At 34.2% G+C, this 22,299-nt stretch carries 18 protein-coding genes; 9 read left to right on the forward strand and 9 right to left on the reverse strand.

Annotated features, from left to right (window positions below; translation table 11 throughout):
* The first annotated feature begins 111 nt into the window (after positions 1 to 111).
* From ACM9HF_RS18135 to ACM9HF_RS18145, 3 genes are all read left to right on the forward strand, one after another.
* On the forward strand, positions 112 to 588 hold the full coding sequence (locus ACM9HF_RS18135) for a YHS domain-containing (seleno)protein (protein ID WP_473612669.1): 477 nt from the start codon (positions 112 to 114) through the stop codon (positions 586 to 588).
* Positions 589 to 989: 401 nt separating this feature from the next.
* Positions 990 to 3,644, forward strand: a complete 2,655-nt coding sequence (gene pepN, locus ACM9HF_RS18140) for an aminopeptidase N (protein ID WP_473612674.1) — start codon at positions 990 to 992, stop codon at positions 3,642 to 3,644.
* A 120-nt stretch (positions 3,645 to 3,764) separates the two neighbouring features.
* Entirely contained in the window at positions 3,765 to 4,124 is a 360-nt protein-coding gene (locus tag ACM9HF_RS18145) for a hypothetical protein (protein ID WP_473612677.1), read from the forward strand.
* A gap of 191 nt (positions 4,125 to 4,315) precedes the next feature.
* Here the strand turns inward: ACM9HF_RS18145 and ACM9HF_RS18150 are convergent, their stop codons facing one another.
* Positions 4,316 to 7,111: a bifunctional aconitate hydratase 2/2-methylisocitrate dehydratase gene (locus tag ACM9HF_RS18150; protein ID WP_473612680.1), complete on the reverse strand. Its 2,796-nt coding sequence runs from the start codon at positions 7,109 to 7,111 to the stop codon at positions 4,316 to 4,318.
* 368 nt (positions 7,112 to 7,479) lie between these two features.
* Here ACM9HF_RS18150 and ACM9HF_RS18155 point away from each other — a divergent pair, with 368 nt between their 5' ends.
* Positions 7,480 to 7,854: a YacL family protein gene (locus ACM9HF_RS18155; RefSeq protein WP_473612685.1), complete on the forward strand. Its 375-nt coding sequence runs from the start codon at positions 7,480 to 7,482 to the stop codon at positions 7,852 to 7,854.
* Between the two features lie 20 nt (positions 7,855 to 7,874).
* On the opposite strand, the gene ACM9HF_RS18160 is transcribed toward ACM9HF_RS18155, so the two are convergent.
* Positions 7,875 to 8,717 (reverse strand): HDOD domain-containing protein, encoded by an 843-nt coding sequence (locus ACM9HF_RS18160; RefSeq protein WP_473612688.1) that lies wholly within the window; start codon positions 8,715 to 8,717, stop codon positions 7,875 to 7,877.
* Between the two features lie 180 nt (positions 8,718 to 8,897).
* On the opposite strand from ACM9HF_RS18160, the gene ACM9HF_RS18165 reads away from it, so the two are divergent.
* Positions 8,898 to 10,025: a WD40/YVTN/BNR-like repeat-containing protein gene (locus ACM9HF_RS18165; protein ID WP_473612692.1), complete on the forward strand. Its 1,128-nt coding sequence runs from the start codon at positions 8,898 to 8,900 to the stop codon at positions 10,023 to 10,025.
* Between the two features lie 80 nt (positions 10,026 to 10,105).
* Here ACM9HF_RS18165 and ACM9HF_RS18170 read toward each other — a convergent pair whose 3' ends face one another.
* From ACM9HF_RS18170 to lgt, 3 genes are all read right to left on the reverse strand, one after another.
* Positions 10,106 to 11,218, reverse strand: coding sequence for an NF038122 family metalloprotease (locus tag ACM9HF_RS18170; RefSeq protein ID WP_473612696.1), 1,113 nt, complete (start codon positions 11,216 to 11,218; stop codon positions 10,106 to 10,108).
* A gap of 173 nt (positions 11,219 to 11,391) precedes the next feature.
* Complete coding sequence (locus ACM9HF_RS18175) at positions 11,392 to 12,177, reverse strand: ribonuclease H family protein (RefSeq protein ID WP_473612700.1); 786 nt, start codon at positions 12,175 to 12,177, stop codon at positions 11,392 to 11,394.
* Between the two features lie 6 nt (positions 12,178 to 12,183).
* Positions 12,184 to 12,990: a prolipoprotein diacylglyceryl transferase gene (gene lgt / locus ACM9HF_RS18180; RefSeq protein ID WP_473612703.1), complete on the reverse strand. Its 807-nt coding sequence runs from the start codon at positions 12,988 to 12,990 to the stop codon at positions 12,184 to 12,186.
* Positions 12,991 to 13,536: 546 nt separating this feature from the next.
* Here lgt and ACM9HF_RS18185 point away from each other — a divergent pair.
* Complete coding sequence (locus ACM9HF_RS18185) at positions 13,537 to 15,861, forward strand: putative bifunctional diguanylate cyclase/phosphodiesterase (protein WP_473612707.1); 2,325 nt, start codon at positions 13,537 to 13,539, stop codon at positions 15,859 to 15,861.
* A gap of 9 nt (positions 15,862 to 15,870) precedes the next feature.
* Here the strand turns inward: ACM9HF_RS18185 and ACM9HF_RS18190 are convergent, their stop codons facing one another.
* Both ACM9HF_RS18190 and malQ read right to left on the reverse strand, forming a co-directional pair.
* Entirely contained in the window at positions 15,871 to 16,302 is a 432-nt protein-coding gene (locus ACM9HF_RS18190) for a DUF3859 domain-containing protein (RefSeq protein ID WP_473612711.1), read from the reverse strand.
* Positions 16,303 to 16,380: 78 nt separating this feature from the next.
* Positions 16,381 to 18,573, reverse strand: coding sequence for a 4-alpha-glucanotransferase (gene malQ / locus ACM9HF_RS18195; RefSeq protein WP_473612715.1), 2,193 nt, complete (start codon positions 18,571 to 18,573; stop codon positions 16,381 to 16,383).
* 306 nt (positions 18,574 to 18,879) lie between these two features.
* Here malQ and ACM9HF_RS18200 point away from each other — a divergent pair, with 306 nt between their 5' ends.
* The 3 genes from ACM9HF_RS18200 to ACM9HF_RS18210 are packed head-to-tail and all read left to right on the forward strand — an operon-like array spanning position 18,880 to position 20,755.
* The gene (locus ACM9HF_RS18200; RefSeq protein WP_473612719.1) at positions 18,880 to 19,545 is read left to right on the forward strand and encodes an SDR family NAD(P)-dependent oxidoreductase; all 666 of its coding nucleotides are present in this window, start codon (positions 18,880 to 18,882) and stop codon (positions 19,543 to 19,545) included.
* Positions 19,539 to 19,925, forward strand: a complete 387-nt coding sequence (locus ACM9HF_RS18205; protein WP_473612722.1) for an MGMT family protein — start codon at positions 19,539 to 19,541, stop codon at positions 19,923 to 19,925. The genes ACM9HF_RS18200 and ACM9HF_RS18205 overlap by 7 nt, the downstream gene beginning before the upstream one ends.
* A gap of 50 nt (positions 19,926 to 19,975) precedes the next feature.
* Positions 19,976 to 20,755, forward strand: coding sequence for an alpha/beta fold hydrolase (locus ACM9HF_RS18210; RefSeq protein ID WP_473612726.1), 780 nt, complete (start codon positions 19,976 to 19,978; stop codon positions 20,753 to 20,755).
* Positions 20,756 to 20,830: 75 nt separating this feature from the next.
* On the opposite strand, the gene ACM9HF_RS18215 is transcribed toward ACM9HF_RS18210, so the two are convergent.
* Complete coding sequence (locus ACM9HF_RS18215; protein ID WP_473612730.1) at positions 20,831 to 21,310, reverse strand: Hsp20 family protein; 480 nt, start codon at positions 21,308 to 21,310, stop codon at positions 20,831 to 20,833.
* 323 nt (positions 21,311 to 21,633) lie between these two features.
* On the reverse strand, positions 21,634 to 22,230 hold the full coding sequence (tpx, locus tag ACM9HF_RS18220; protein WP_473612734.1) for a thiol peroxidase: 597 nt from the start codon (positions 22,228 to 22,230) through the stop codon (positions 21,634 to 21,636).
* Positions 22,231 to 22,299: the final 69 nt, after the last annotated feature.

The raw sequence follows: 22,299 nt of genomic DNA on the forward strand, positions 1-22,299 counted from the left end.
AGTTACCTTTATATTTTATATCGACCGTCTTTAATAATTAAATTATTGCGAAATAAAAGCTATCTATAGCCTATCCTATTAAGTAGTTGTTTATTTATTAGGAAACAAAATATGTTTTTAGGTAAAAAGTTAATTAAAGCGGTTACTTTTGTTTTGATGTTTTTTAGTTTGCCTGCTTTTGCCGTTGATGATGCGGTTAACACCGGGCGCTTTAATAATATTGCGATTGATGGTTACGATACCGTTGCTTACTTTACTCAAAATAAAGCTATTGAAGGTGATAAAGCTTTTCAGGTTAAATGGCATAATGCTTACTGGTATTTTGATAATAAAGAAAATAAAGCTTTGTTTGAAGCTAATCCAGAAAAATATGCGCCGCAATATGGTGGTTGGTGTGCTTATGCAATGGCAAACGAAGGCGATACGGTACGTATAGATCCGGAAGCTTTTCATATTCATGATAATAAGCTTTATTTGAATTACAGTGAAGGTGTTCAAAAAAGGTGGCTTGAAGATAAGCTGATGAAAATTGAAGATGCAGATCATTACTACCCACTAGAAACTAATGTAAACAGTTTTATTAAATAACCTGAGTTCGGTTTAAGAAGTAGTTAACTAATTGAAAAATAAGTATTTAAATACTACCTCGCTTCTAGCTTGATACTTTTACTTAATTCAAGGCAAATTTACGCGTCAATAGCTGGCCTATTGCAAGTGGATTTAACGCCGAAGTGAGTAAAAATAGCTGCTAGAATAACATTTATTAAGCCGATCTTAGGTTAATAATTTTTTAGCATTTCTGTATTAAAGCACTTTTTAGGGGCTTTTTTGTTAGTGCTATACCAAGCTAGGCTCGATAATAAATTGTTATTCGATAAAACTTCCTATCTTATTTGCTCGTTTGTTTATCGATAGTCTCTTTTAACTCATCCCCGTCTCTTTTATAGTGAGCGTTACATAATATAAATATATTTTATAAGGACTTATAAATGAATTTGTTTCGACCTGTAGCTTATTCTTTTTTTGTTTTATTGTTATCGGCTTGTCAATCAAGTTATAACTCCAAAAGTGAAAAAACAACGACTGTTCCACCAAGAGCTGAAAATGCGTATTTATCGCAAGAACAAGCTTATTTACGTTCGTCGCGCGTGTCAGATGTTCATTACAACCTGCAATTTACTTTGTCTGAAAGTAGTCAGTTTTCAGCAACTTCTGTTATCGATTTTTCATTAAAAGATAATTCAACACCTTTAACGGTCGATTTAAACGATGCAGAAATTAATGCATTAATGGTAAACGGAAAGTCAGTTAAACCAACATATAATAAATGGTTTATTACTTTACCAGCAAAGTCATTAAATAAAGGTAAGAACGTAGTAAGTATTAGCTTTACACGTGAGCATAGTACTGATGGGGAAGGGCTACACCGCTTTAAAGATCCTGTTGATGGCAAAGTTTATTTATACTCGCATTTTGAACCAGCGGCGGCACAGCAAATGTTTGCTTTGTTTGATCAGCCTGACTTAAAAGCTACTTATACTATGTCGGTTTCTGCTCCTGCTGATTGGTCTGTTATTACCGCAATGAAGGAAAGCCGAGTTGAAGAAAAAGGTCAACTTAAGGTATGGCACTTTGATGAAACGCCAAAGCTGAGCCCGTATAATTTTTCTCTTCATGCTGGGCCATATAAAGTATGGGAAGACAATAATGCTAAATACCCATTACGCTTATTTGTACGTCAATCAGTCGCTAAGCAAATTAAACCCAGCGATTGGTTTAAATATACGACACAAGGCTTAACTTTTTTCGAAAATTATTACGGTGTTGATTACCCATTTACTAAATATGATCAAGTACTCGTGCCTGACTTTTTGTACGGTGCGATGGAAAATGCGGCTGCAATCACTTTTGCTGAAGGTAGCTTTTTAACAAATGGTGAAATGAGCAAAAGCAAACGTGAAAGATTAGCTAACGTTATTATGCATGAAATGGCTCACCAGTGGTTTGGTAACTTAGTTACCATGAAATGGTGGAACGGACTTTGGTTAAATGAAAGTTTTGCTGCTTTCATGGCAACTTTAGCTACAGCAGAAGCTACAGAATTTACCGCAGCATGGCGCTCATTTTATACGGGTGGTAAACAGGCGGCTTATCGTGCAGATCAAAGTGTAACAACGCATCCTATAGAAGTTGCTATTCCATCAACAGCTAATGCTTTCGATAATATTGACGCGATCACTTATTCAAAAGGGGCTTCAGCTTTAAATCAATTACGTCACTTATTAGGTAAAGATACTTTTAGAAAGGGGATTCATCAATACCTTAGTGAAAATGCTTATAAAAATGCTGTTTTAGATGACTTCATTGCAAGCTTAGCTAAAGCGAGTAACCGTAGTTTAGATACATGGAAAGATCAGTGGTTATACAAAGCAGGTGTTAATACCATTAATGTGAATTTTGAATGTGTAAATAATGTGATTAGCTCGTTTGAAATACAACAATCTGCAGATATTAAGTTTCCAACTTTACGTGAGCAAAAAATTCAACTTGCGCTATTTAATATTAAAGGTGACAAACTTAAGCAAACAAAAGCACTACCTTATATTTATAAGGGAAAAACTACTCAAGTTAATGAATTAAAAGGTGTTCAATGTCCTGATCTTGTTTACCCAAATTATGAAGATTGGGGATTTGTTAAAGTTCAATTAGACAAAGCTTCTTTTAAAACAGCTAAACAACATGTGAATAAAGTAGAAGATCCACTTTTACGTTCAATGTTATGGCAAAGTTTGTGGGACAGTGTTCGTGACGGACAGTTACCACTTAATGAATATTTAGATGTTGCCATTAACAACATCTCTGCCGAAAACGATTATACCATTTTGGGGCAAGTGATTAGCCAGCTTGAAACAAGTAAAACTTATTTAAATAAAATGTATGGTTTAAATAACGCTTATGCGAAAGAGATGACACAAAAGTTAGAAGAGCTTGCATGGGCTAATACTATAAAGAGTTCTGGCAGTAATATGCGTAGATGGTTTGAAGCTTACAGAACCATAACCAGTTCAGCATCAAGTTTAAGTAACTTATACGCTGTATTGAAAGGTGATGAGGTTATTGACGGGCTTGTTGTTAATCAAGATTTACGTTGGGATATTATTGCGCAGCTAAATCGCTATCAATACCCTAATGCAGATAAGTTAATAACAGCCGAGTTAGAAAAGGATAGTTCTGATACGGGATTGAAGTCAGCTATTTATGCTGAAGTTATTACACCAGATGAATCAACTAAAACGCGTTGGTTAGCTAAAATACAGCAGAATGATTCAGAGCTACCGTTTTCAAAATTACGCTCAGCTATGACCGCTTTATATACATCTGATCAAAACAGTTTAGATGAAAAAACGGCAGATCAGCGTATAAACAGTTTAGCAAGTATCGATGCGGCTAATGATCACACCTTTATGAGAAGTTATGGTCGTTATCTTATTCCTGCAAACTGTTCGTCACAAAGTGTTAAGCGTTTACAAAAAGCCGCAGATACGTTAACTGATTTATCTTCAGGAACTAAACGCTCATTGTTGGTTGCTTTACAAAATGATGAACGTTGTTTAATGATCAAGAATAAAATGGCTATTAAATAGCTAGATAAGCGCTAAACAATACATATTCAGTATTGATAGTGTGTTAAAACTCGTTGTGTTGTATTCTTACGTATATCGTGATTATCCAATACCACGAGTTTTTTATTTTTAGGAGATTAAATGAAATCGATACTTATTGTTTTTATGTTATGTATGACAGGGTGTGCTCATATTTTAGAGGGAGAGTCAGAAGTATCGGAAGGTAAAGCTTGGGATTTTGATCATCAAGTTCAGTTTGAGCAACATAAAATAAGTGATAACAACTATAGCTTAATTGTTCGTTCTACCAATAGAACGCGATTTTCAACACTTTCGGCTTTTTTAGTTCGTCAATCTTTTCAGATTTGTAAAGCCTATGGTTTTAAAATTGAAATTGTTGATGGTATTGAAACCTACAATGATGAAAAATATATCAAGAGTTTTATTCCTGCTTCGTTACAAGCGAATATTGAATGTAAGCCAAGTTTGAACAAAGGTTAAATCTTTATCATACAGCTTAGTTAATATTCATTTTTGTTGTCTGTTCTTCCTTTACAGAAATAAAAAAGGGTGATTATTTTAGTTATTCGCAAGTGTTAACTCGCTCAACTAAAATGGTCACCCTTTTTTTGTTTTATTTCTAATTAAGTACCTTACCTATCTTCCAAATAAAGTACTTAGCTTAGTAATATTTATACCATTTTAATAGGTACGTATTTAGTGCTCATCTCTTCTGTAGGAGGAGCAAATCGAGTTAAGTCGATACCTTCTACCGCAGCTTTGTATTCTTCGATTGAAGGGAAACGACCCAGTACAGATGAAAGTACAACTAGCGGTGTAGAACCTAGTAATGATTCACCTTTTTTCTCAGCACTATCCGCAACAACTCGGCCTTGGAATAAACGAGTTGAAGTAGCAATAACTGTATCACCAGGTTCAGCTTTCTCTTGGTTACCCATACATAAGTTACAGCCAGGACGTTCTAAATACATGATGTTTTCGTATTTAGTACGTGCTGCACCTTTCGGGTTTGCATCATCAAATTCAAAACCAGAGTACTTACGTAAGATGTCCCAATCGCCTTCCGCTTTAAGTTCATCAACAATGTTGTAAGTTGGTGGAGCTACAACTAATGGCGCTTTAAATTCTACTTTGCCGTTTTGTTTTTCAATATTACGTAACATTTGAGCGATGATTTGCATGTCACCTTTGTGAACCATACAAGAGCCAACAAACGCTAAATCTACAGGCTTGCCATCGTAGTATGAAACAGGGCGAATAACATCATGGGTGTAGCGCTTAGATGCATCTTCGTTGTTCACATCAGGGTCAGCAATCATTGGTTGATCGATAACATCTAAATCAATAACAACTTCTGCGTAGTATTTGGCGTTGTCGTCTGGTGATAATGCTGGAGTAGTTCCTGATTTAACTTCTTCAATGCGTTTGTCAGCTAAAGCAATTAAACCGTTAAGTGTACCCGCTTCGTTTTCCATACCTTTATCAATCATGATTTGGATACGGCTCTTAGCAAGCTCAATTGATTGAATTAAAGTTTCATCATTTGAAATACAGATTGAAGCTTTTGCTTTCATTTCTGCAGACCAATCGGTGAAAGTGAACGCTTGGTCAGCTAATAAAGTACCAATGTGTACTTCGATTATACGACCTTGGAATACGTTTTCACCGCCAAACTGTTTAAGCATTTGTGCTTGAGTAGCATGTACAACATCACGGAAATCCATGTGACCTTGCATTTTGCCTTTAAATGTTACTTTTACAGACTCTGGAATTGGCATAGCCGCTTCACCTGTCGCAAGAGCTATTGCAACAGTACCTGAATCGGCACCAAATGCTACGCCTTTAGACATACGAGTATGCGAGTCACCACCAATAATGATAGCGCGATCATCGACGGTAATATCATTTAGTACTTTATGAATTACGTCAGTCATTGCGTGGTAAACGCCTTTAGGATCACGCGCTGTAATTAAACCGAACTTGTTCATAAAGCTCATTAATTTAGGGATGTTTGCTTTAGCTTTGCTGTCCCATACTGATGCTGTGTGACAACCAGACTGATATGCGCCATCAACTAATGGAGAAATAGTTGATGCGGCCATCGCTTCTAGCTCTTGGCATGTCATAGGGCCAGTAGTATCTTGTGAACCTACAATGTTAACTCTAACGCGAACATCAGATCCTGCGTGAAGATCAGTTTCAGAAGCAACGCCTACAGCATTTCTGTTAAATATTTTTTCAACGGCTGTTAAGCCTTGACCTGCATGAGAGATTTCTTTAGAAGGTGCATAAACTTGAGGTATTTCAATTCCTAGTACTTCAGCTGCAATAGTTTGTAGCTTCTTACCAAAGGTAACCGCGTAAGAACCACCCGCTTTCATGAATTCCATTTTTTGTGGAGTGAAAGCAGAAGAGATATCAACTAGTTCTTTATCACCGTTTAATAATTTTTTAGCTTTAGTATCAATAGTTAATACAGTACCAGTAGCAACTGAGTAAGCTTCTTCTAAAACAACATCGCCATTTTCATCAACAACATTATTGCCGTTCGCATCTACTTTCTTAACCCAGTTTTTAAGATCAAGACCAATACCACCAGTTACATCAACAGTCGTTAAGAATATTGGAGAAATACCATTTGTACCAGCAACAACAGGAGCTATGTTAATAAATGGAACGTATGGACTTGCTTGTTTACCAGCCCAAAGTGCAACGTTATTCACACCCGACATACGTGAAGAACCAACACCCATAGTACCTTTTTCAGCGATAAGCATTACTTTTGCGTTAGGGTGCTTAGCTTGTAAAGCTTGGATCTCGTCTTGAGCTTCTGGAGATATCATACATTTACCGTGTAATTCACGGTCAGCACGTGAGTGTGCTTGGTTACCAGGAGAAAGTAAATCAGTTGAGATATCACCTTCACCAGCGATATAAGTTACTACTTCAATTTTTTCTTCAATGTCTGGTAGCTTGGTAAAGAATTCAGCGTTAGCGTAGCTTTCTAAGATGTCTTTAGCAACGGCATTGCCTGCTTTGTAAGCCGCTTCAAGACGCGCTGTATCTGCATCGTATAAAAATACTTGTGTTTTTAATACCGCGGTTGCTGGCGTTGATAAGGCAACATCATCGCTTAATGCTAGGTCGAGTAGCACGCCAATAGATGCGCCACCTTTCATGTGTGATAGTAATTCGTAAGCAAATTCAGGTGTAATTTCTGCTACTGTTTCTTCACCTAAAATAATTTGTTTTAAGAATTTTGCTTTTTCACTAGCTGCACTTGTAGTACCAGGCAGAGTATTGTAAATGAAAAAGTTAAGAGAATCTGCGCGATATTCATTCCCTTGATCTTTGATTTGTTCGATGATTTCAGCTAATAATTCAGCGCTATCAATAGGCTTTGGCGCTAAACCAAGCTCCTTTTTACGACTTTCAATTTCTGCTATATACTCTAAATACAGACTCATTTGATACTCTCTCTAGCTATAAAATGCTAATAACAGGGTCATTAGCCAGGACAAAATTTGTCCCTATTTTACCTGATTTTTTATCTACTATGAATCATTTGATAAAATAAAGACTATTCATGAAAAATATACCTGATAGAAGCGTTAGTTATTTTGAATTATGTGACTGTTGAAAATCAAGATGTATTTTTTAATCTTCTAGCTAATAATGACGGTATGAACCAGTATAGATATGATGAATTCTTTTTTATTATATTACTTATATTAAAAATACGTTTTATTTAATGTGTTTTTTTAAGGTTAAATAATTTATCAAAAGAGAGGTGGGGAAGTTTGATATAATCGGTATATTTAATTATGAGGAATTTATGGAATACGAATTTATTCATGATTCATTTACGGGATCAGCTAGCGCTAGATTTTCTATGGAACATGAAATTATGGGGCCTTGGCTAGAAGTTGAGGTTGGTAAAAATATTGAAAAAATAAGCATCCTATTAGATGCGATCGCCAATGTTAAGGATCGAAAACAAAGCGACATTACAATAATAGGCATGGAATACACACTTATTTTTAGTGAAGATTCTGTAAAAATTATTGCCAATAGTCAGTTTGAACATTTTGATAAAGATAATGGTGCTGAGTTTGAAGAAGACTTAAATACTGACTACGATAGCTCTGCTGAATGCGGTATTGAAGACTTCAAAGCGTTTTTAGATAACTGGTCAAATTTTATTAAATAACAGCTGAAGATAAGTTAGCGCTAGATTGTTATTTCTTCAAAACTATTGAATAACGTTAGATATTCATCTTCATTTAATACGAGTATTTTTAAGACTCTTTCTTTTAGAAAAGTCCAATCAGGCGTGTCAGTGTTATATCTTTTTTGATGGACAATATTTTCAGCCATTTTTAAAATAGAAAAATAAAATTTTTGAAGGCGGCTGAATGGGTTATCTAAAAAATCTCTTTCATGATGAGCTAAAATCAATTGGCAAATATCTTTAGGTAATCGCCACGAGGTGGCAACATAATAGCCTATAGTTGCGTGATTTGCTTTGTAAGTAGTATCTTCAATTGATGTTATTGAAACGTCAGGAGTTTCCAAGGCATGTTGAAATGTTTGATGATATTCAGAGTATTTCATTGCCATAATAGGAATACCACAATCATGGAAAAGTCCTAAAGAAAATAAAATATCTTTAGAGATAGCTTGTTTTAGTGAGTTACCTATATGTACACAAACATTCGCTATATTGGTTGAATTTATCCAAAAATCTTCTAATGCGATTGAGCAGTCTTCCTGTTTAAAGACTTGTTTTAGTAAACTGCTTGTGACTAAGATTATTATGCCTTCTAAACCAATATAACGAACTGATTTGGGTATGTCAGAAACTGTTCTAGATAAACCATAAACAGGCGAATTGATGGTTTTTAATATAGTGGAAGATACAGCTGCATCTTGCGCTATAGTACGAGCGATAAGATTTAACTCAGGCTCTTTTTGCGCAATTAATCCTTGAAGTTTTTTAAGTAATTTGGGTTGGGCGGGAATGGAAAAGCCACGCTCTATATCTTCAATTACTTTTTGATCAATATGTAACATAAGTTTTAATTATAATTTATTGCTAAGTTACAGCTCATATATAAATATGACATTATTAGTCCTTTACTATGCTATAACTATCACTCAATTTTAATTAATTTACAACAGCTTATTAAATTTTAACTTCTGTTAATCTTAGTTTATTTTTATCTAAATTGTTATTTTTTAAAGGTTAATGTTATGGATGTTAATTCAAATATATTTTTTCTAAAGGAATCAAAGGATAACTTAAAAATATCCTGTGCGATTTGTATTATCTTTTTATTACTCTCTTTGGGCGCTAAAGCTACTCAAATGACCATTGACTTACCTCAATGGAAAATGAGCACAATAGATAATACACCCTCTTTAAGAGCAAGTGGTATATATAAAAATTCGTTATGGGTTGCCGGTACAAATAACTCTATTTTTGTTAGCCATAATGGCGGAACTTCTTGGCAAAATCGTTCGATATCTAGTGAAATATTATATGACTTTAGAGACATTGAAGTCTTTGATGAAAATACAGCAATAGTTATGGGAGCGGGAAGTGGAAAAAAATCAGTGTTGTTTATTACACAAGATGGGGGGAATCATTGGAAATTATTAAATCAAAACCAAGAAGAGAAGGGGTTTTATAATTCGATAGGGTTTTGGAACAAAAAAAATGGTTTGCTTTTAGGAGATCCTCTTGATGGCTATTATGTAATAAAACGTACTGTAGACGGTGGGAAAACATGGAGTCGTGTTGAAAAAAATAACTTACCTGCAATATTAGATAACGAATCTGCTTTTGCTGCAAGCGGTAACACTTTAATTGTTGGTGAAAATGGTAAGGCTTGGTTTACCACGGGAGGTAAGCAGGCATCATTATATATAAGTTCTAATTATGGCGAGAATTGGCAAAGGATTAAACTTCCTTTGTTTGATGAAACATTAACAGCTGGGGGGTATGGTTTATACCAATATCAAGGTAATGCTTTTGTGCTTGGGGGGGATTATAAAAATAGAAGTGGGAAGTATAAAAATTTATCTTTGGTTAAAGGAGATGAAGTTTTTTCACTTAGGAGTGGTAATAGGGGGTTACGTACAGCAATGTCTTGTATTAAAAGTATTTGTATTATTACGGGTAAGTTATCGAGCGACGTATCATTTAATTATGGAATGACGTGGCAACCATTAAAAAACAATAAAAATGATATTGGTTTTTATACTATAGCAAGTAATAACGAATTGTTTTTAGGTGCGGGTAGCGATGGTAAAGTGGGAGTGTTTTCTCTCAAACGCAAAGAAAACTCTCCTGTTGGTAATTCTCGGTTAAGAATGTAATTAACCGCTTTAGCTAAAGAAGAAAAAAGCGCAAGATGCGCTTTTTTGTATGAAAATAGATCCAAGTAATCAAACTAATATTATTTAGCTTTTCTGTTACGACGGAAAAACATCCCAAATGAAGTTAAACCAAATAAAGCTAGCGTAGTTGGCTCAGGCACTCCAGTTACAGATTTAAGATCCCAGCCTATAACATCAAATGCTAATAAATCGAAAGGGGTTACATCTACAAATTCACCCGGTGCTGCAGTAGGATCAAGAGCTCCTATATTTAAGTTGTCTTTCCAATGACTTGCTTGTTGACCATCACCATTGGTTCTACCTGTTGAAAAAGGTGCTATGTTAGTTTTACCACCATCTATTGAAAAGTAGCTGTCTCCACCTGGCCTAAAATCTTTGAGGCCTAGTGCTGCACTTTCAGTAGAAAAACGAAATAGATCCATTGTGGCGGCAACTCCACCTACATTATCTAAATCAAGGGTGTTATCATCATAAAAATCATAAAAATCTACACCACTTACAAAACCTAATGAATGGCCTATTTCATGAATAGCCACGCCAATAAAGTCCCATTTATCGATATCAACACCATCACTTGAATCAAAATCAAATGCAAAATCACTACTAAATGTTAGTGCCGCATCCGAAGCTGAAAAAGCATTACCGTAAACATCTGATGAGAACCCTAAAGCTTTTGCGTTAGCTTGTGTCATGTAAACCATATGGTTATCATCTTGACCATTAGCTGATCCATCATTGTCTATTTCTGTATAGTCAAATCCGTTAATGTCTTGTTCAGTATCTAAAAAGCTCATACCACAATAAGCTTGACCTAAATTACTACACTCTAAATTATTTACTGAAACAACATCTGCTGCTGAAGTTGCATCTGTGAATAAAGCGTTGGCTACATTGTGATATAAAAGATCAACCCTAGTGGAACCTGCTTGCGCTAGAACACCTGCACCAAGAGAGCCAAAGCCTATATTTAGGTTAATTTGAACATTATCGGTAAACTGGTTTTCCCAAAAGTTAGCTGCTTTTTTAAAACCTTCTAATGCCAACGCGCCTTTTGCTGTTGCAAAATCACTAGAATTATAACTGAGGTTTATTGTTGTTGCTGATGCGCTTGATAGAATAGCGGTAGATAATAGAAAAGCTGATGATAATTGAACTAAATTTTTTTTAAGCATAACATTTCCTTATTGAAATTATTTATTTTCCATAGAAACTTAAGCACAGATCATACCTGTGAAATTTAGTTCATTATTTTCAAGTGATTAGACATTATTTATTTCTTTGATACTTACTAACTGTAAAAAAAACTGACAAAAATTCCGGTGTACTTTATTTGAAAATCAACTATTTAACCTGACGCCATAGCTAATATTTCTTTAATATCAATAGACTGTGTATATTTAACAAAGTCCTTTTCAGCATTAATACGTGCAAAAACAGCCATTCTATCAGAGAGTTCGTTACCTTCTATATTGGCATGTCCTTTTACGTGAGTGATGGTTAAATGACTTTTAAGTGTTTCATAAAGAGAAAAACAGCCTTGTATTATTTCCAAGTTTTTTATTTCTTCTCCTTTGCCTCTTGTCCAACCTTTATTTTTCCATCCTTTCGCCCACTTTGTTATACAGTCAATTGAGTATTTTGAATCTGATAAGATTTGAACGTTTTGACTTTTTTTAATATGAACTGCAGCAATCTTTAAAGCTTCATGAAGCGCATTTAATTCGGCTGTATTGTTTGTGCCGTTTTTATCATATAGACCATACCAAAGTTGTATGAGTTGCTCTTTTTGATAAATTGCTATACCTGAACCTGATTTCCCTGGATTAGGTGAACACGCACCATCACAGTATATGTTAATATCTGCAAAGTTTAGCGTTGAACTTTTGTTTTGTAGTGGGACTTTTTTAGCTGATGTAGTTGTTTTTGAAGGCGTACTTTTACCAGTTGATAAAGAACGTTTCATTAAGGCTTTAGTATATGATTCTTTAAAAGCTTCTTCTGCTTCGGCTTTAGAAGGAAAGCCCATATATTGAGCATTGTTCATGCCTGCAACTAGCGATTGTACGGTACTCCAAGTATCAAAAACTCCAGTTTTTTGACCTTTCCAAATGACATAATGCTTCTTACTCATGCTAGTCTACTTCTTATTTGTATTGGTTGATGGAGTCTTTAGTTGTTTGCACGCAAACATAACTAGCATAATCCCAGCAATAAAGAATGGAATACTAAGCATTTGCCCTGTATTTAAAATAAACTCTGAAGAGTAGGCCGCTTGTTTTTGTTTTACAGATTCAATTAAAAATCTAGCGGTAAAGGTAAGAATTAAAAAGGTACCTAGTAATAATCCTTTTGGTGAATGACTTTTAAACTTTTTATATAAGCCAAGTAAAATGATGAATATAAATAAGTAGGAAATAGCTTCGTAAAGCTGTGCAGGATGTCTTGGTAAATTATCGATTCTTGCAAAAACAACAGCCCATGGCACATTACTTGTAACACCAAGTATCTCAGAGTTAATAAAATTTGCACAACGTACAAAAACACCAAATAAAGCAGTAGCAATTGCAAGTCTATCTAAAATCCATAAATAACTGACTTTATATTTTTTAACGTACAAACCGATAGCTAATATAACACCTAAGCCGCCACCATGGCTGGCTAATCCACCTTCCCATATTGCTAATATTTTCATTGGGTTTGCGAAGTAATAACTAGGATCATAGAAAAAACAATGGCCTAATCGTGCGCCTATAATAATTCCAAAAACAACATAACCTAATAAGGTGTCTAAAGATTCTTGGTTAATATTTTCTGTTTTATAAATCCATTTCATTACCTGCAAACCAGAGAGTATGGCAGAGGCAAATAAAACACCGTACCAATGGATTTTTACAGCGCCAAAAGAGATTAATACGGGGTCAATATTCCAAATTAAATGTTCCAAGGAGAATACCTGTAAAGAGAATAAGTAACGATAAAGTAAAATTTACTTCATCAGAGAAAGGATTTACAGCCATCATAAATTTGAAGGACGATACTTTCAAGCTGAAGTTACCTATTCACTCATTTTTTATGTAACAAAAATTAGGGGCTGTTGATCTTTGCGATATATTTTTTAGCCTACAATAGCTCGTTTGGCCTTTATGCAAGGATTTGTTTTGATATGTAATTATTCTACTAAGAAAATAATAACGCAGCAGACATGCAACTAGCATTGCTTTACAGTTTCATTCAAACGAAATTTATACCCAAAAGGTAAACATGCTCTAGTTTTTAATGTGTTATTCCAACTGTTGAATAAAGTTGATTTAATCGTAATTACTTGGCTAAATTAACGTTTAGGACTATTATGTATACATTGTGAACGTTTTATAGACTATCTTTGCTTACGTTTTTAATAAGGTGTAAGCGTTGTTGTTGAGGAAGTAAATTTCTTACTATACAAATAAAAAAGGATTTTATGTTTTGAAAGCGCAACAGGTATTCGATAATGAGTAAACGTTCAATTAAAGAGTATCTACTCCTTTCTAGTTCCTCTTCTGGGATTATAGTTATTACCCTCTTTATGTTGATTCGTATTTACCAGCAAGAATGGGTACATGCTTTGCTGGATGCTGTGATTGTTCTCGCATTATCGAGTACTTTTTATTACGTTTATAAAACCAGAAATACAGAAAAAGTCAGTGTTTTTTTAGGCATATCTTCTATGTTAGGAGTAGTGTTAATTATTTGGCTGAAGGGGGTTAGTCAAATTTACTGGGAATATCCAGTAATTATTGCTTCTTATTATCTATTCCGAATTAATTTAGCACTGGTTCTTAGTGCTGTACTCATGATTGTTGTGAGTATTTTAACCTTTAATCAAACCTCTTTAATCAGTTTTAGTACCATCATCGTTACCTTACTTATGGCAAATATTTTTGCTTACTTTTCGGCTCGTAATATAAGCCAGCAACATATGTCCTTAATTAAAAGTGAGCGACTAGAGCGTCTTCGTAATAAAACATTAGAGCTTATTGTGGGGTCTCATAAACTGCCTGTTGTTTTAGAGTTTATTACTAAAAGTGTCGAACAAGAAAGTTCCGATGTTATATGTAGTATATCCCTCCTCGATAAATCTAAAAAATTCCTTATAACGGGTGCTGCGCCTAGTTTACCTAAAGCTATGTTAGAAAAAACTCATATGATGGAAATTGGCCCTGAAGGAGGGCCTTGCGGAGCTGCAGCTTTTTATGAAAAAAGAATTGTTGTTGCAAACATTAGTACAGACCATCGTTGGACTTTACTTGCTGAATTGGCTGAAAAATCAGGCTTAAATGCATGCTGGGCTGAACCTATTGTAAGTTCGGAAGGAGAGGTTATTGGTGTATTTAGTCTTTACCATAGTGCTCAATATATACCTACCTCGCAGGATTTTTTACTCATAGAACAGTTTGCACATTTAGCGAGTATATCTATTGAGAGGGAGAAAAATCACTTATTAATATGGCAACAAGCAAACTTTGATAATCTGACTGGATTACCCAATAGAAATATGATGCGTAGCCATTTAACACAATTGATTGCCAGAGCTGAACGAGATAATGAAAAAATAGCATTAGCTTTTTTAGATTTAGATCATTTTAAGGATGTAAATGATACTTTAGGTCATCATATTGGCGATGCTTTATTAAAAGAAACCGCTAAACGTATAAAGCAAAGTATTCGTAAAAACGATATTGTAGCAAGGTTGGGGGGGGATGAGTTTGTTATTATTATGTCTAACCTTAAAGACTTTAAAGGCGTAGAAGTTGTTGCAGAACAACTAAGAAAATCTATCTCTTTACCTTATTATCTTTTTAGTGAAGTGGTACATAGTGCTGTGAGCATTGGTCTTACTATTTATCCAGATGATGCCGTAGATATAGATGATTTACTAAAAAATGCAGACCAAGCAATGTACGGAGCTAAAAGTTTAGGACGAAATAACTATCATTATTTTACTCAGTCAATGAGAGAGCAAGCCGTAGAAAGAATGCAACTAATTCAGGATTTACGTCACGCGATAAATAATAAGGAGTTTTTTGTTGTTTACCAGCCTATTGTTAACTTACAAACTAATATTATTTATAAAGCTGAAGCGTTGGTTAGGTGGCAGCACCCTAAACGTGGAACGGTAAACCCATTAGATTTTATTCCGCTTGCAGAAGAAACCGGGTTAATTATTGAAATTAGTGATTTTGTTTTTCATCAGGTGCTATTAGACGTAAAAGAATGGCGTGAAAGTATTAATGCTAATTTTCAAATCAGTATTAATACCTCTCCAATTCAGTATAAAAAGAACTCAGGAAATATAATTTCTTGGATGGATTTATTAAAAAAGGAAAAAGAAAGCTTAGGCTCAATTGCTTTTGAAATAACAGAAAACCTTTTAATGGAAAATAAAAAAGGTGTTACTGATATGTTAACTCTAGTGAAAGAATCAGGGATCCCCATTTCTATTGATGATTTCGGTACAGGATACTCTTCACTTTCTTATTTAAAAAATTATGAAACAGATTACTTAAAAATAGATAAAAGTTTTGTTCAAAAAATGACTGACGATAGTAAAGATTTAGCGTTATGCGAAGCTATGGTGGTTATGGCTAAAAAACTGAATATTAAAGTGATAGCTGAAGGCATAGAAACAAAAGAACAAAGAGATATATTAAGGGATATAGGCTGTGATTACGGACAAGGCTATTATTTTTCTAAACCGGTTAAAAAGAGCGACTTTGAACAGTTTTTAATAGATAACGCCGCAGCAGATGAATTATTCACTTTATCCGAGAGCTAAAGCGTAGTGTTAGTATCCTGCTCTTTTCCAGAATGATGCTTCTAAAAGCTCATTGGGCTCGTCAACTATAAATGTTTTATCAGCAATAATTTTATTGTCACACGTAATAGTCATACGCCAATCGCCTAGTTTATTATCAATAGGAGCCCATATTGTATCACCTAAATAAAAATTCCAGTTATTATCCCTAATATACATGTCACCTGTAAAAGGTGGCATTACAGTGCCATCGTCATCAGGAATGTTGGGATGATAAATACAATAAGTTATTTTTTTACCTTTTCCTTTTTTTATGTTGATAATAAAACCAAATTCGATATCTATTTTAGCGGGTACACTAACGGTAAATTCTTTAATTTTAGGAAGTGATTTACTGGTGTCTTCCCATTTGTCGTATATACCAAAACTAGTAATAGAATGTTGGATGATTGATTTGGCCATAGATTTTAGTGTGAGGATTAATTATTTATTTGTATTTTAAACGGGAATTTTAACTAATCCCTGTTTAAAATACTTCCTTTATTTAGGTCGAATCTCATTCATAAGTGACGCGATATTTAAGATTGAAGGTATACTCCATAGTTCGTCTAATATGATCGGAAGTTTTTGACGCCAGTTAGGGTGCTCATCAATCGTGCCAGGAATATTAACTTGTTCTAATAACTCTAGAGCGTCTTCTAAAGGAATTAACTGTATATGGCTTTTTGATAACCCAATATATTTTTGAACAGCTATATTAAGATGTGAGTTGGTTATTTCTAATGTTTCACTATTAACATCATCAGCAGATAAGGTACCAACGTCTTTTAATGCATCGATTAGGCAATGACGATCTTTAATACGGTCAATTTGTTCTTGATCTTTTAGTTCATCATTTGGATATAAATTTAGCTTTCTTCGCCATGTTAAATCGCGGCTAGCCCACCAACCCACCAATGTAGGAACATCGTGAGTAGAAACAGTCGCAATTGACTGACTTGGGTATAATTCAGGGCGTTTAAATAAACCTGTTTCCCACCAACGTTCAAAATAAAGCACTTTATAAGACAATAAACCCGACTTAGCTATTATTTCACCAAAACCTTCAGGAACGGTTCCTAAATCTTCACCAATAACAACACAGCGAGAACGACGTGATTCTAAAGCAATAATACTTAAAATATCATCTAGCGGGAAAGTGATATAAATACCTTCATGTGCACCCATTTCAGGAGCAATCCAATATTGACGCATTAATCCTAATATGTGGTCTATTCGTAAGGCTCCGGCGTATTGCATATTGCAGCGTAAAGCTTTAATTAATGGTTGGTAGCCTTGTTCTTTTAAAGCAACAGGGTTCATTGGTGTTAAGCCCCAATTTTGACCTAGTGTATTCATAGCATCAGGCGGAGCACCTATAGCAGCACCAGATACATAAACCTCTTGGTTTGACCAAACATCAACGCCTGAACCATCACAACCAACAGCTAAGTCTAAATATAATCCAATTGGCATATCATGAGTCTGTGTTAGGTTTGCCGCATTCGTTAATTGTTCGTGGGCTAACCACTGCAAATACATAAAGTATTGAATACGTGTTGCATGTAACTCTTGAAATATTTTTACCGCTTGAGTGTTAGGCGACTGGTATTCTTTTGGCCATGCTTTCCAGTCATAAATTGAAGGATCCAATTCTCTAAAGTGTTCATAAAGTGCTTCAAAAGTGGCTAGTGTAAATAAATCTTCCCCTTGCTCTTGAGTAAAACAAATAAAATCTTGTCTTATAGAATCATTTATTTCTTGCGGAGAAATAATAAAGTCATCAAATAGAATTTCTAATAATTCAAACTTTAACTCTGCAACCGCAGGGTAGTCTATTAACTGACTTGATCGTGCTGAGGCTAGTTTTGTTTGGAAGTCTTCGTTATTAAATTTTTCTTGGGCAAGTTGACATGTTGAAAAATTAGGAACATTTTGTACATTAATATATAAAGTATTTATAAAACAGCGGCTCGTTGGTGAATAAGGGCTGATGTGTGCTGGATTATTTTGATATAAAGGGTGTAATGGATTAAGCCCCACAGTTGAGGCTCCTTGTTTAGAAGCGCCTATAATTAATTTATTTAAATCTTCGAAGTCTCCCATACCAAAATTTTGTTCGCTTCGTATAGAGTATAGTTGAGCTGTATATCCCCATACTTTATTTTTATGAGCTTCTTCCGCACTAAAACATGTTTCGGGTACTACAATTAAATGACAATTGGATTGTTGTTCTCCACACTTTATTGATAATTTGTGATAACCCTCTTCTATCTGAGGAATAGGTAACTGATATTTGGAAAAAGTGCTTTCGTTTAACTTTGTTGTGTCTATTAATTCTAAGTTTGAAGTATCAAGGTGTTGATTAAATAAATCGCCATTTTCAGTTGTTATTGTCCAGCTTATTGTTTGCTGAACTCCCGAATTATGTATGCTAATAGGAATAAAAGGCGTTTTATTCGTACTTTTTATGATATGAGTAGTTGGTAAAATATTCCGCCATTGCTTTTCTTGTAATGTCTGTATTTGTTCAGCGAGTACTTGTTCACTGGTTAAGTTAAACCCCATTGCATTTAATAATGATGCTAGTGCTTCTTTTTTTGGTGTTTGTTTGATCCCAAAACTATTAACGTAATTTTTATGGAATCCAACAAGCTCTGCCAATTTTTCTACAGATGGGGAGGCTTTATTCATACTTACTCTCTATATTCAGGAAAATACTTTGAATTTTTACGGAAATAACACAAGTTGAAGTTTATTTAGTAAGTTGCGCCTTAGTCGAGCGAAAAAGATAAGTACATTATTTATAGCATACTCTTACTAAGTTTTTGTACTGTAAAATACAAAAGTTTTAAATTTTCGTTATTTATTAAAATAAATATTTATTTTTATTATTTGCTTATAAATTTGTTTGTTTGCAATAAAGGTTACTTATATTATGGCGCTCATAGTGTAATAAAGTTTTTAATGTACTGCTTATAAATAGGCTAAGGAAATATTATGAAGAAAACGATTGTAATAACTGGCGCTAATCGTGGTATTGGTTTAGCAATGACTGAGGTTTTTAAATCACAGGGCCATCTTGTATATGCTTTGTGTAGAAACTCTTCAGAAGAGCTAAATAATTTAGGTGTGCATGTTATTACAGATATTGATGTAGCTACCACTCAAGGTATTAAGAATATGAAGAAAGCTTTGAGTGGTATAGGCATTGATATACTGGTTTGTAATGCTGGAATTCTTAGGGATGAAAGTTTAGCAGATATAAATCTCGACACGATTAGAGAGCAATTTGAAGTGAACGCTTTAGCACCATTAAATATTGTTGATACGTTACAGTGTAATTTAAATTTAGATGGTAAAGTGGCGATGATCACCTCACGCATGGGCTCTATTGCCGATAATGAATCTGGCGGGCGTTATGGTTACCGTATGTCTAAAGCCGCGTTAAATGCTGCAGCTATGTCGTTAAGTAAAGATTTATATTCTCAAGATGTTGCGGTAGGTATTTATCACCCAGGTTATGTTCAAACCGAGATGGTAAATAATAATGGTGATATTTCAGCAAATGAAGCTGCGGTAAAAATTGTTGATTTAATTCATGGACTCACTTTAAAAGAAACCGGTGTTTTTAAACATTCTACTGGTCAAGTATTACCATGGTAATTACATCGCAAGATGTGAATAAACAGCCTGTTAACAAACAATATGTAAAAATATGGAAAACGGTACAGGCTATTCCTTTTGGTTGTGTAGCTAGTTACGGGCAGGTTGCTGATTTATCAGGATTACCGGGCCGCGCACGATTAGTTGGAAAAGCCTTAGGTGAGGTGCCCAATAATGGCTGGAATAATCAAAAGGTTCCTTGGTTTCGAGTGATAAACTCACAAGGGAAAATTTCTTTTCCTACGGGAAGTGAGTTATTTATTAAACAGAAAAATTTATTACAAGATGAACAAGTTGTTGTTCTTGGAAATAAAATAAAGATGACTGAGTATCAATGGTCTCCTGATCTAGGAGAACTACTATTTAAATTAGAGTTTTAATGAAAACTTTGTTTAGTTTTTCATTTCAGTTATATAAAAGTAGGTATTAAATGATTGATTTACCCCGAGGAATACATGTTTCAGGGCAGGGGCCGGCCGTTATTTTATTGCATAGTTCTTTGAGTAGTTCAAAGCAGTGGTTGGCTTTAGTGGAATGTTTAAAAAATAGTTTTCAAGTGATTAATATAGATATTTTGGGATATGGATCTGCTGAAGGTGTTAAAGATCCAAAGGTTTATAATTTTTCTATTGAGATACAACGTATCCAACAAGCTTTACAACAAATTATTCCAAATGAGGCTTATCATATTGTAGGGCATTCTTGTGGTGGTGCGCTTGGTTTAAAGTTAGCGGTTGAAAATCCTAGCAAGGTATTATCACTATCTTTATACGAGCCTGTCGCTTTTCATTTATTGCCTCAAGGAAGTGAAGCAAGAATAGCGGCTAATAAGTTTGCTCAAGAAGTTAATATTGATGATCTTTATTTAGCGGCTGAAAAATTTACTGACTTTTGGAATGCAAAAGGCTTTTTCAGAAGCCTACCAGAACGAATGCAGCAATTAATGGCTAAAGATATGGAAAAAGTGAATTTAGATTTTATCGGTTTAACTGTTGAAACATACGGGCCTGACGATATAAGTAAAATTAAATCTCCTGTTATGATGATGACAGGAAATCAAAGCCCACAATTAAGTAAAACATTAGCAAAACTGATTGTTGCTAGCTTAGATAACGTTAAAGAAGTGAGTTTTGAAGCTGGACATATGGGACCAATAAGTCATGCCAGTATAATACAGCCGAAAATAGCTGAGTTTATTAGAGATTGTTAAATAATTTTTAGGCGTAAAAAAACCCAGCTAAAAGCTGGGCAAAAATAAATAAGGGGAAACACTTGTCATATCATATTAAGAAGCGGCAGCCTCCTGAATATTAGATACTGTTTTTTGTAATGGATTTTTACCATTAATGGCTATTTTTCTTGGTTTAAGTGCTTCTGGTATTTCTCTTTCTAAATCAATATGTAAAAGACCATGCTCCATAGAAGCGCCTGTTACTTTTACATGATCGCCGAGTTGAAATTTTCTTTCAAAGTTACGCTCAGCAATACCTTGATGTAAGAATTTTTGTTCGCCTTTGTTATTACTGCCTGTTTTTATGCCAGTAACAATTAATGTGTTTTGTTTTGATTCAATTTCTAACTCATCTTCGGCAAATCCCGCGATTGCCATAGTCACTCTGTATTGATCTTCTGCAAGCAGTTCAACATTATATGGAGGGTAAGATGATTGTTTATCAGCTCTAGAGGCTTTATCTATCAAACCCGCTAAGTGGTCAAAACCAATAAATGAACGGTAAAGTGGGCTAAAATCTGTAGATGTACGCATAATATTCATATCCTATATTTAGTTAGCAATATGCTATATCCGTTAAATATCATTATTTTTGTTAAAATCAATAGAAGTAAAATCTATATAGTTAAAGCCAATTAAATTGCGAATTAACGATTTTTAAATAATTTATTATCAGGATAAATGTGCCTTTCAATTTGAACAGGCGGTTAATGTAGACCCTATCGGCGACTACACTATAATAGATGGTATTGAAGTGATTTTTTTCAAGAATAAAAACCAAATAAATTTCTATTTTATTTGGTTTTTATTTTAAGTTGTTGATTAGTAACTATAAATGTTTTATTCTTTTTGCTGTTTTATAATGGTTTATTTAATAAAGAGATTTTTTCAAAAGCTTTTTCATAATTTGGGTGATCTGAAATATTGGAAACCAACTCTTTATAAACAATTTTCTGTTCAGAATTAATAATAAAAATAGACCGCGTTAATAATCCCATATCTTTTATTAAAAGACCGTATTTTTTACCGAAGTCTCTCCAAACAGAGTCAGATAAAACTTGAATACCGTTAATGCTTTCAGTTGTGCAAAAACGTTTTTGTGCAAAGGGTAAATCATTACTTATAGTTAGAAATATTGTGTTTGCAGGCAGAGATGCAACTTTTTCGTTAAATTTTTTCGTTTGAATTGAACACACACCTGTGTCTAAACTAGGGACTACAGATATTAAAATATTTTTACCTTTAAAAGATTTAAGCGTTACTGGAGAAAAGCTTTCGTTTACCACTTTAAAATTAGGTGCGCTATCACCCACGTTAATTTGTTGGCCTATTAGCGTTACAAATTTTCCTCCAGCTTTTACTAATGAGCTGTTTTCAGGAAGTGTATTATCATGCGCTGATGAAAAAGGAGGTAAAGTGATAAAAATAAAGGTAATTAATGTAAAAAATTTCATTGTATAATAAGGTCAATCAGATTTGGTTGAAGACAGTTTACCGTATTTTATTTAATTTTTTTAAAAAAT

Source organism: Colwellia sp. RE-S-Sl-9, assembly GCF_048296855.1.
In the GTDB taxonomy this organism is placed as follows: Bacteria; Pseudomonadota; Gammaproteobacteria; order Enterobacterales; family Alteromonadaceae; genus Pseudocolwellia.

Bases quoted from the DNA above. Each gene is read 5' to 3' on its own strand.
- ACM9HF_RS18135 (WP_473612669.1), top strand. From the start codon at position 112: ATGTTTTTAGGTAAAAAGTTAATTAAAGCGGTTACTTTTGTTTTGATG.
- pepN (WP_473612674.1), top strand. From the start codon at position 990: ATGAATTTGTTTCGACCTGTAGCTTATTCTTTTTTTGTTTTATTGTTA.
- ACM9HF_RS18145 (WP_473612677.1), top strand. From the start codon at position 3,765: ATGAAATCGATACTTATTGTTTTTATGTTATGTATGACAGGGTGTGCT.
- ACM9HF_RS18150 (WP_473612680.1), bottom strand. From the start codon at position 7,111: ATGAGTCTGTATTTAGAGTATATAGCAGAAATTGAAAGTCGTAAAAAG.
- ACM9HF_RS18155 (WP_473612685.1), top strand. From the start codon at position 7,480: ATGGAATACGAATTTATTCATGATTCATTTACGGGATCAGCTAGCGCT.
- ACM9HF_RS18160 (WP_473612688.1), bottom strand. From the start codon at position 8,717: ATGTTACATATTGATCAAAAAGTAATTGAAGATATAGAGCGTGGCTTT.
- ACM9HF_RS18165 (WP_473612692.1), top strand. From the start codon at position 8,898: ATGGATGTTAATTCAAATATATTTTTTCTAAAGGAATCAAAGGATAAC.
- ACM9HF_RS18170 (WP_473612696.1), bottom strand. From the start codon at position 11,218: ATGCTTAAAAAAAATTTAGTTCAATTATCATCAGCTTTTCTATTATCT.
- ACM9HF_RS18175 (WP_473612700.1), bottom strand. From the start codon at position 12,177: ATGAGTAAGAAGCATTATGTCATTTGGAAAGGTCAAAAAACTGGAGTT.
- ACM9HF_RS18185 (WP_473612707.1), top strand. From the start codon at position 13,537: ATGAGTAAACGTTCAATTAAAGAGTATCTACTCCTTTCTAGTTCCTCT.
- ACM9HF_RS18190 (WP_473612711.1), bottom strand. From the start codon at position 16,302: ATGGCCAAATCAATCATCCAACATTCTATTACTAGTTTTGGTATATAC.
- malQ (WP_473612715.1), bottom strand. From the start codon at position 18,573: ATGAATAAAGCCTCCCCATCTGTAGAAAAATTGGCAGAGCTTGTTGGA.
- ACM9HF_RS18200 (WP_473612719.1), top strand. From the start codon at position 18,880: ATGAAGAAAACGATTGTAATAACTGGCGCTAATCGTGGTATTGGTTTA.
- ACM9HF_RS18205 (WP_473612722.1), top strand. From the start codon at position 19,539: ATGGTAATTACATCGCAAGATGTGAATAAACAGCCTGTTAACAAACAA.
- ACM9HF_RS18210 (WP_473612726.1), top strand. From the start codon at position 19,976: ATGATTGATTTACCCCGAGGAATACATGTTTCAGGGCAGGGGCCGGCC.
- ACM9HF_RS18215 (WP_473612730.1), bottom strand. From the start codon at position 21,310: ATGCGTACATCTACAGATTTTAGCCCACTTTACCGTTCATTTATTGGT.
- tpx (WP_473612734.1), bottom strand. From the start codon at position 22,230: ATGAAATTTTTTACATTAATTACCTTTATTTTTATCACTTTACCTCCT.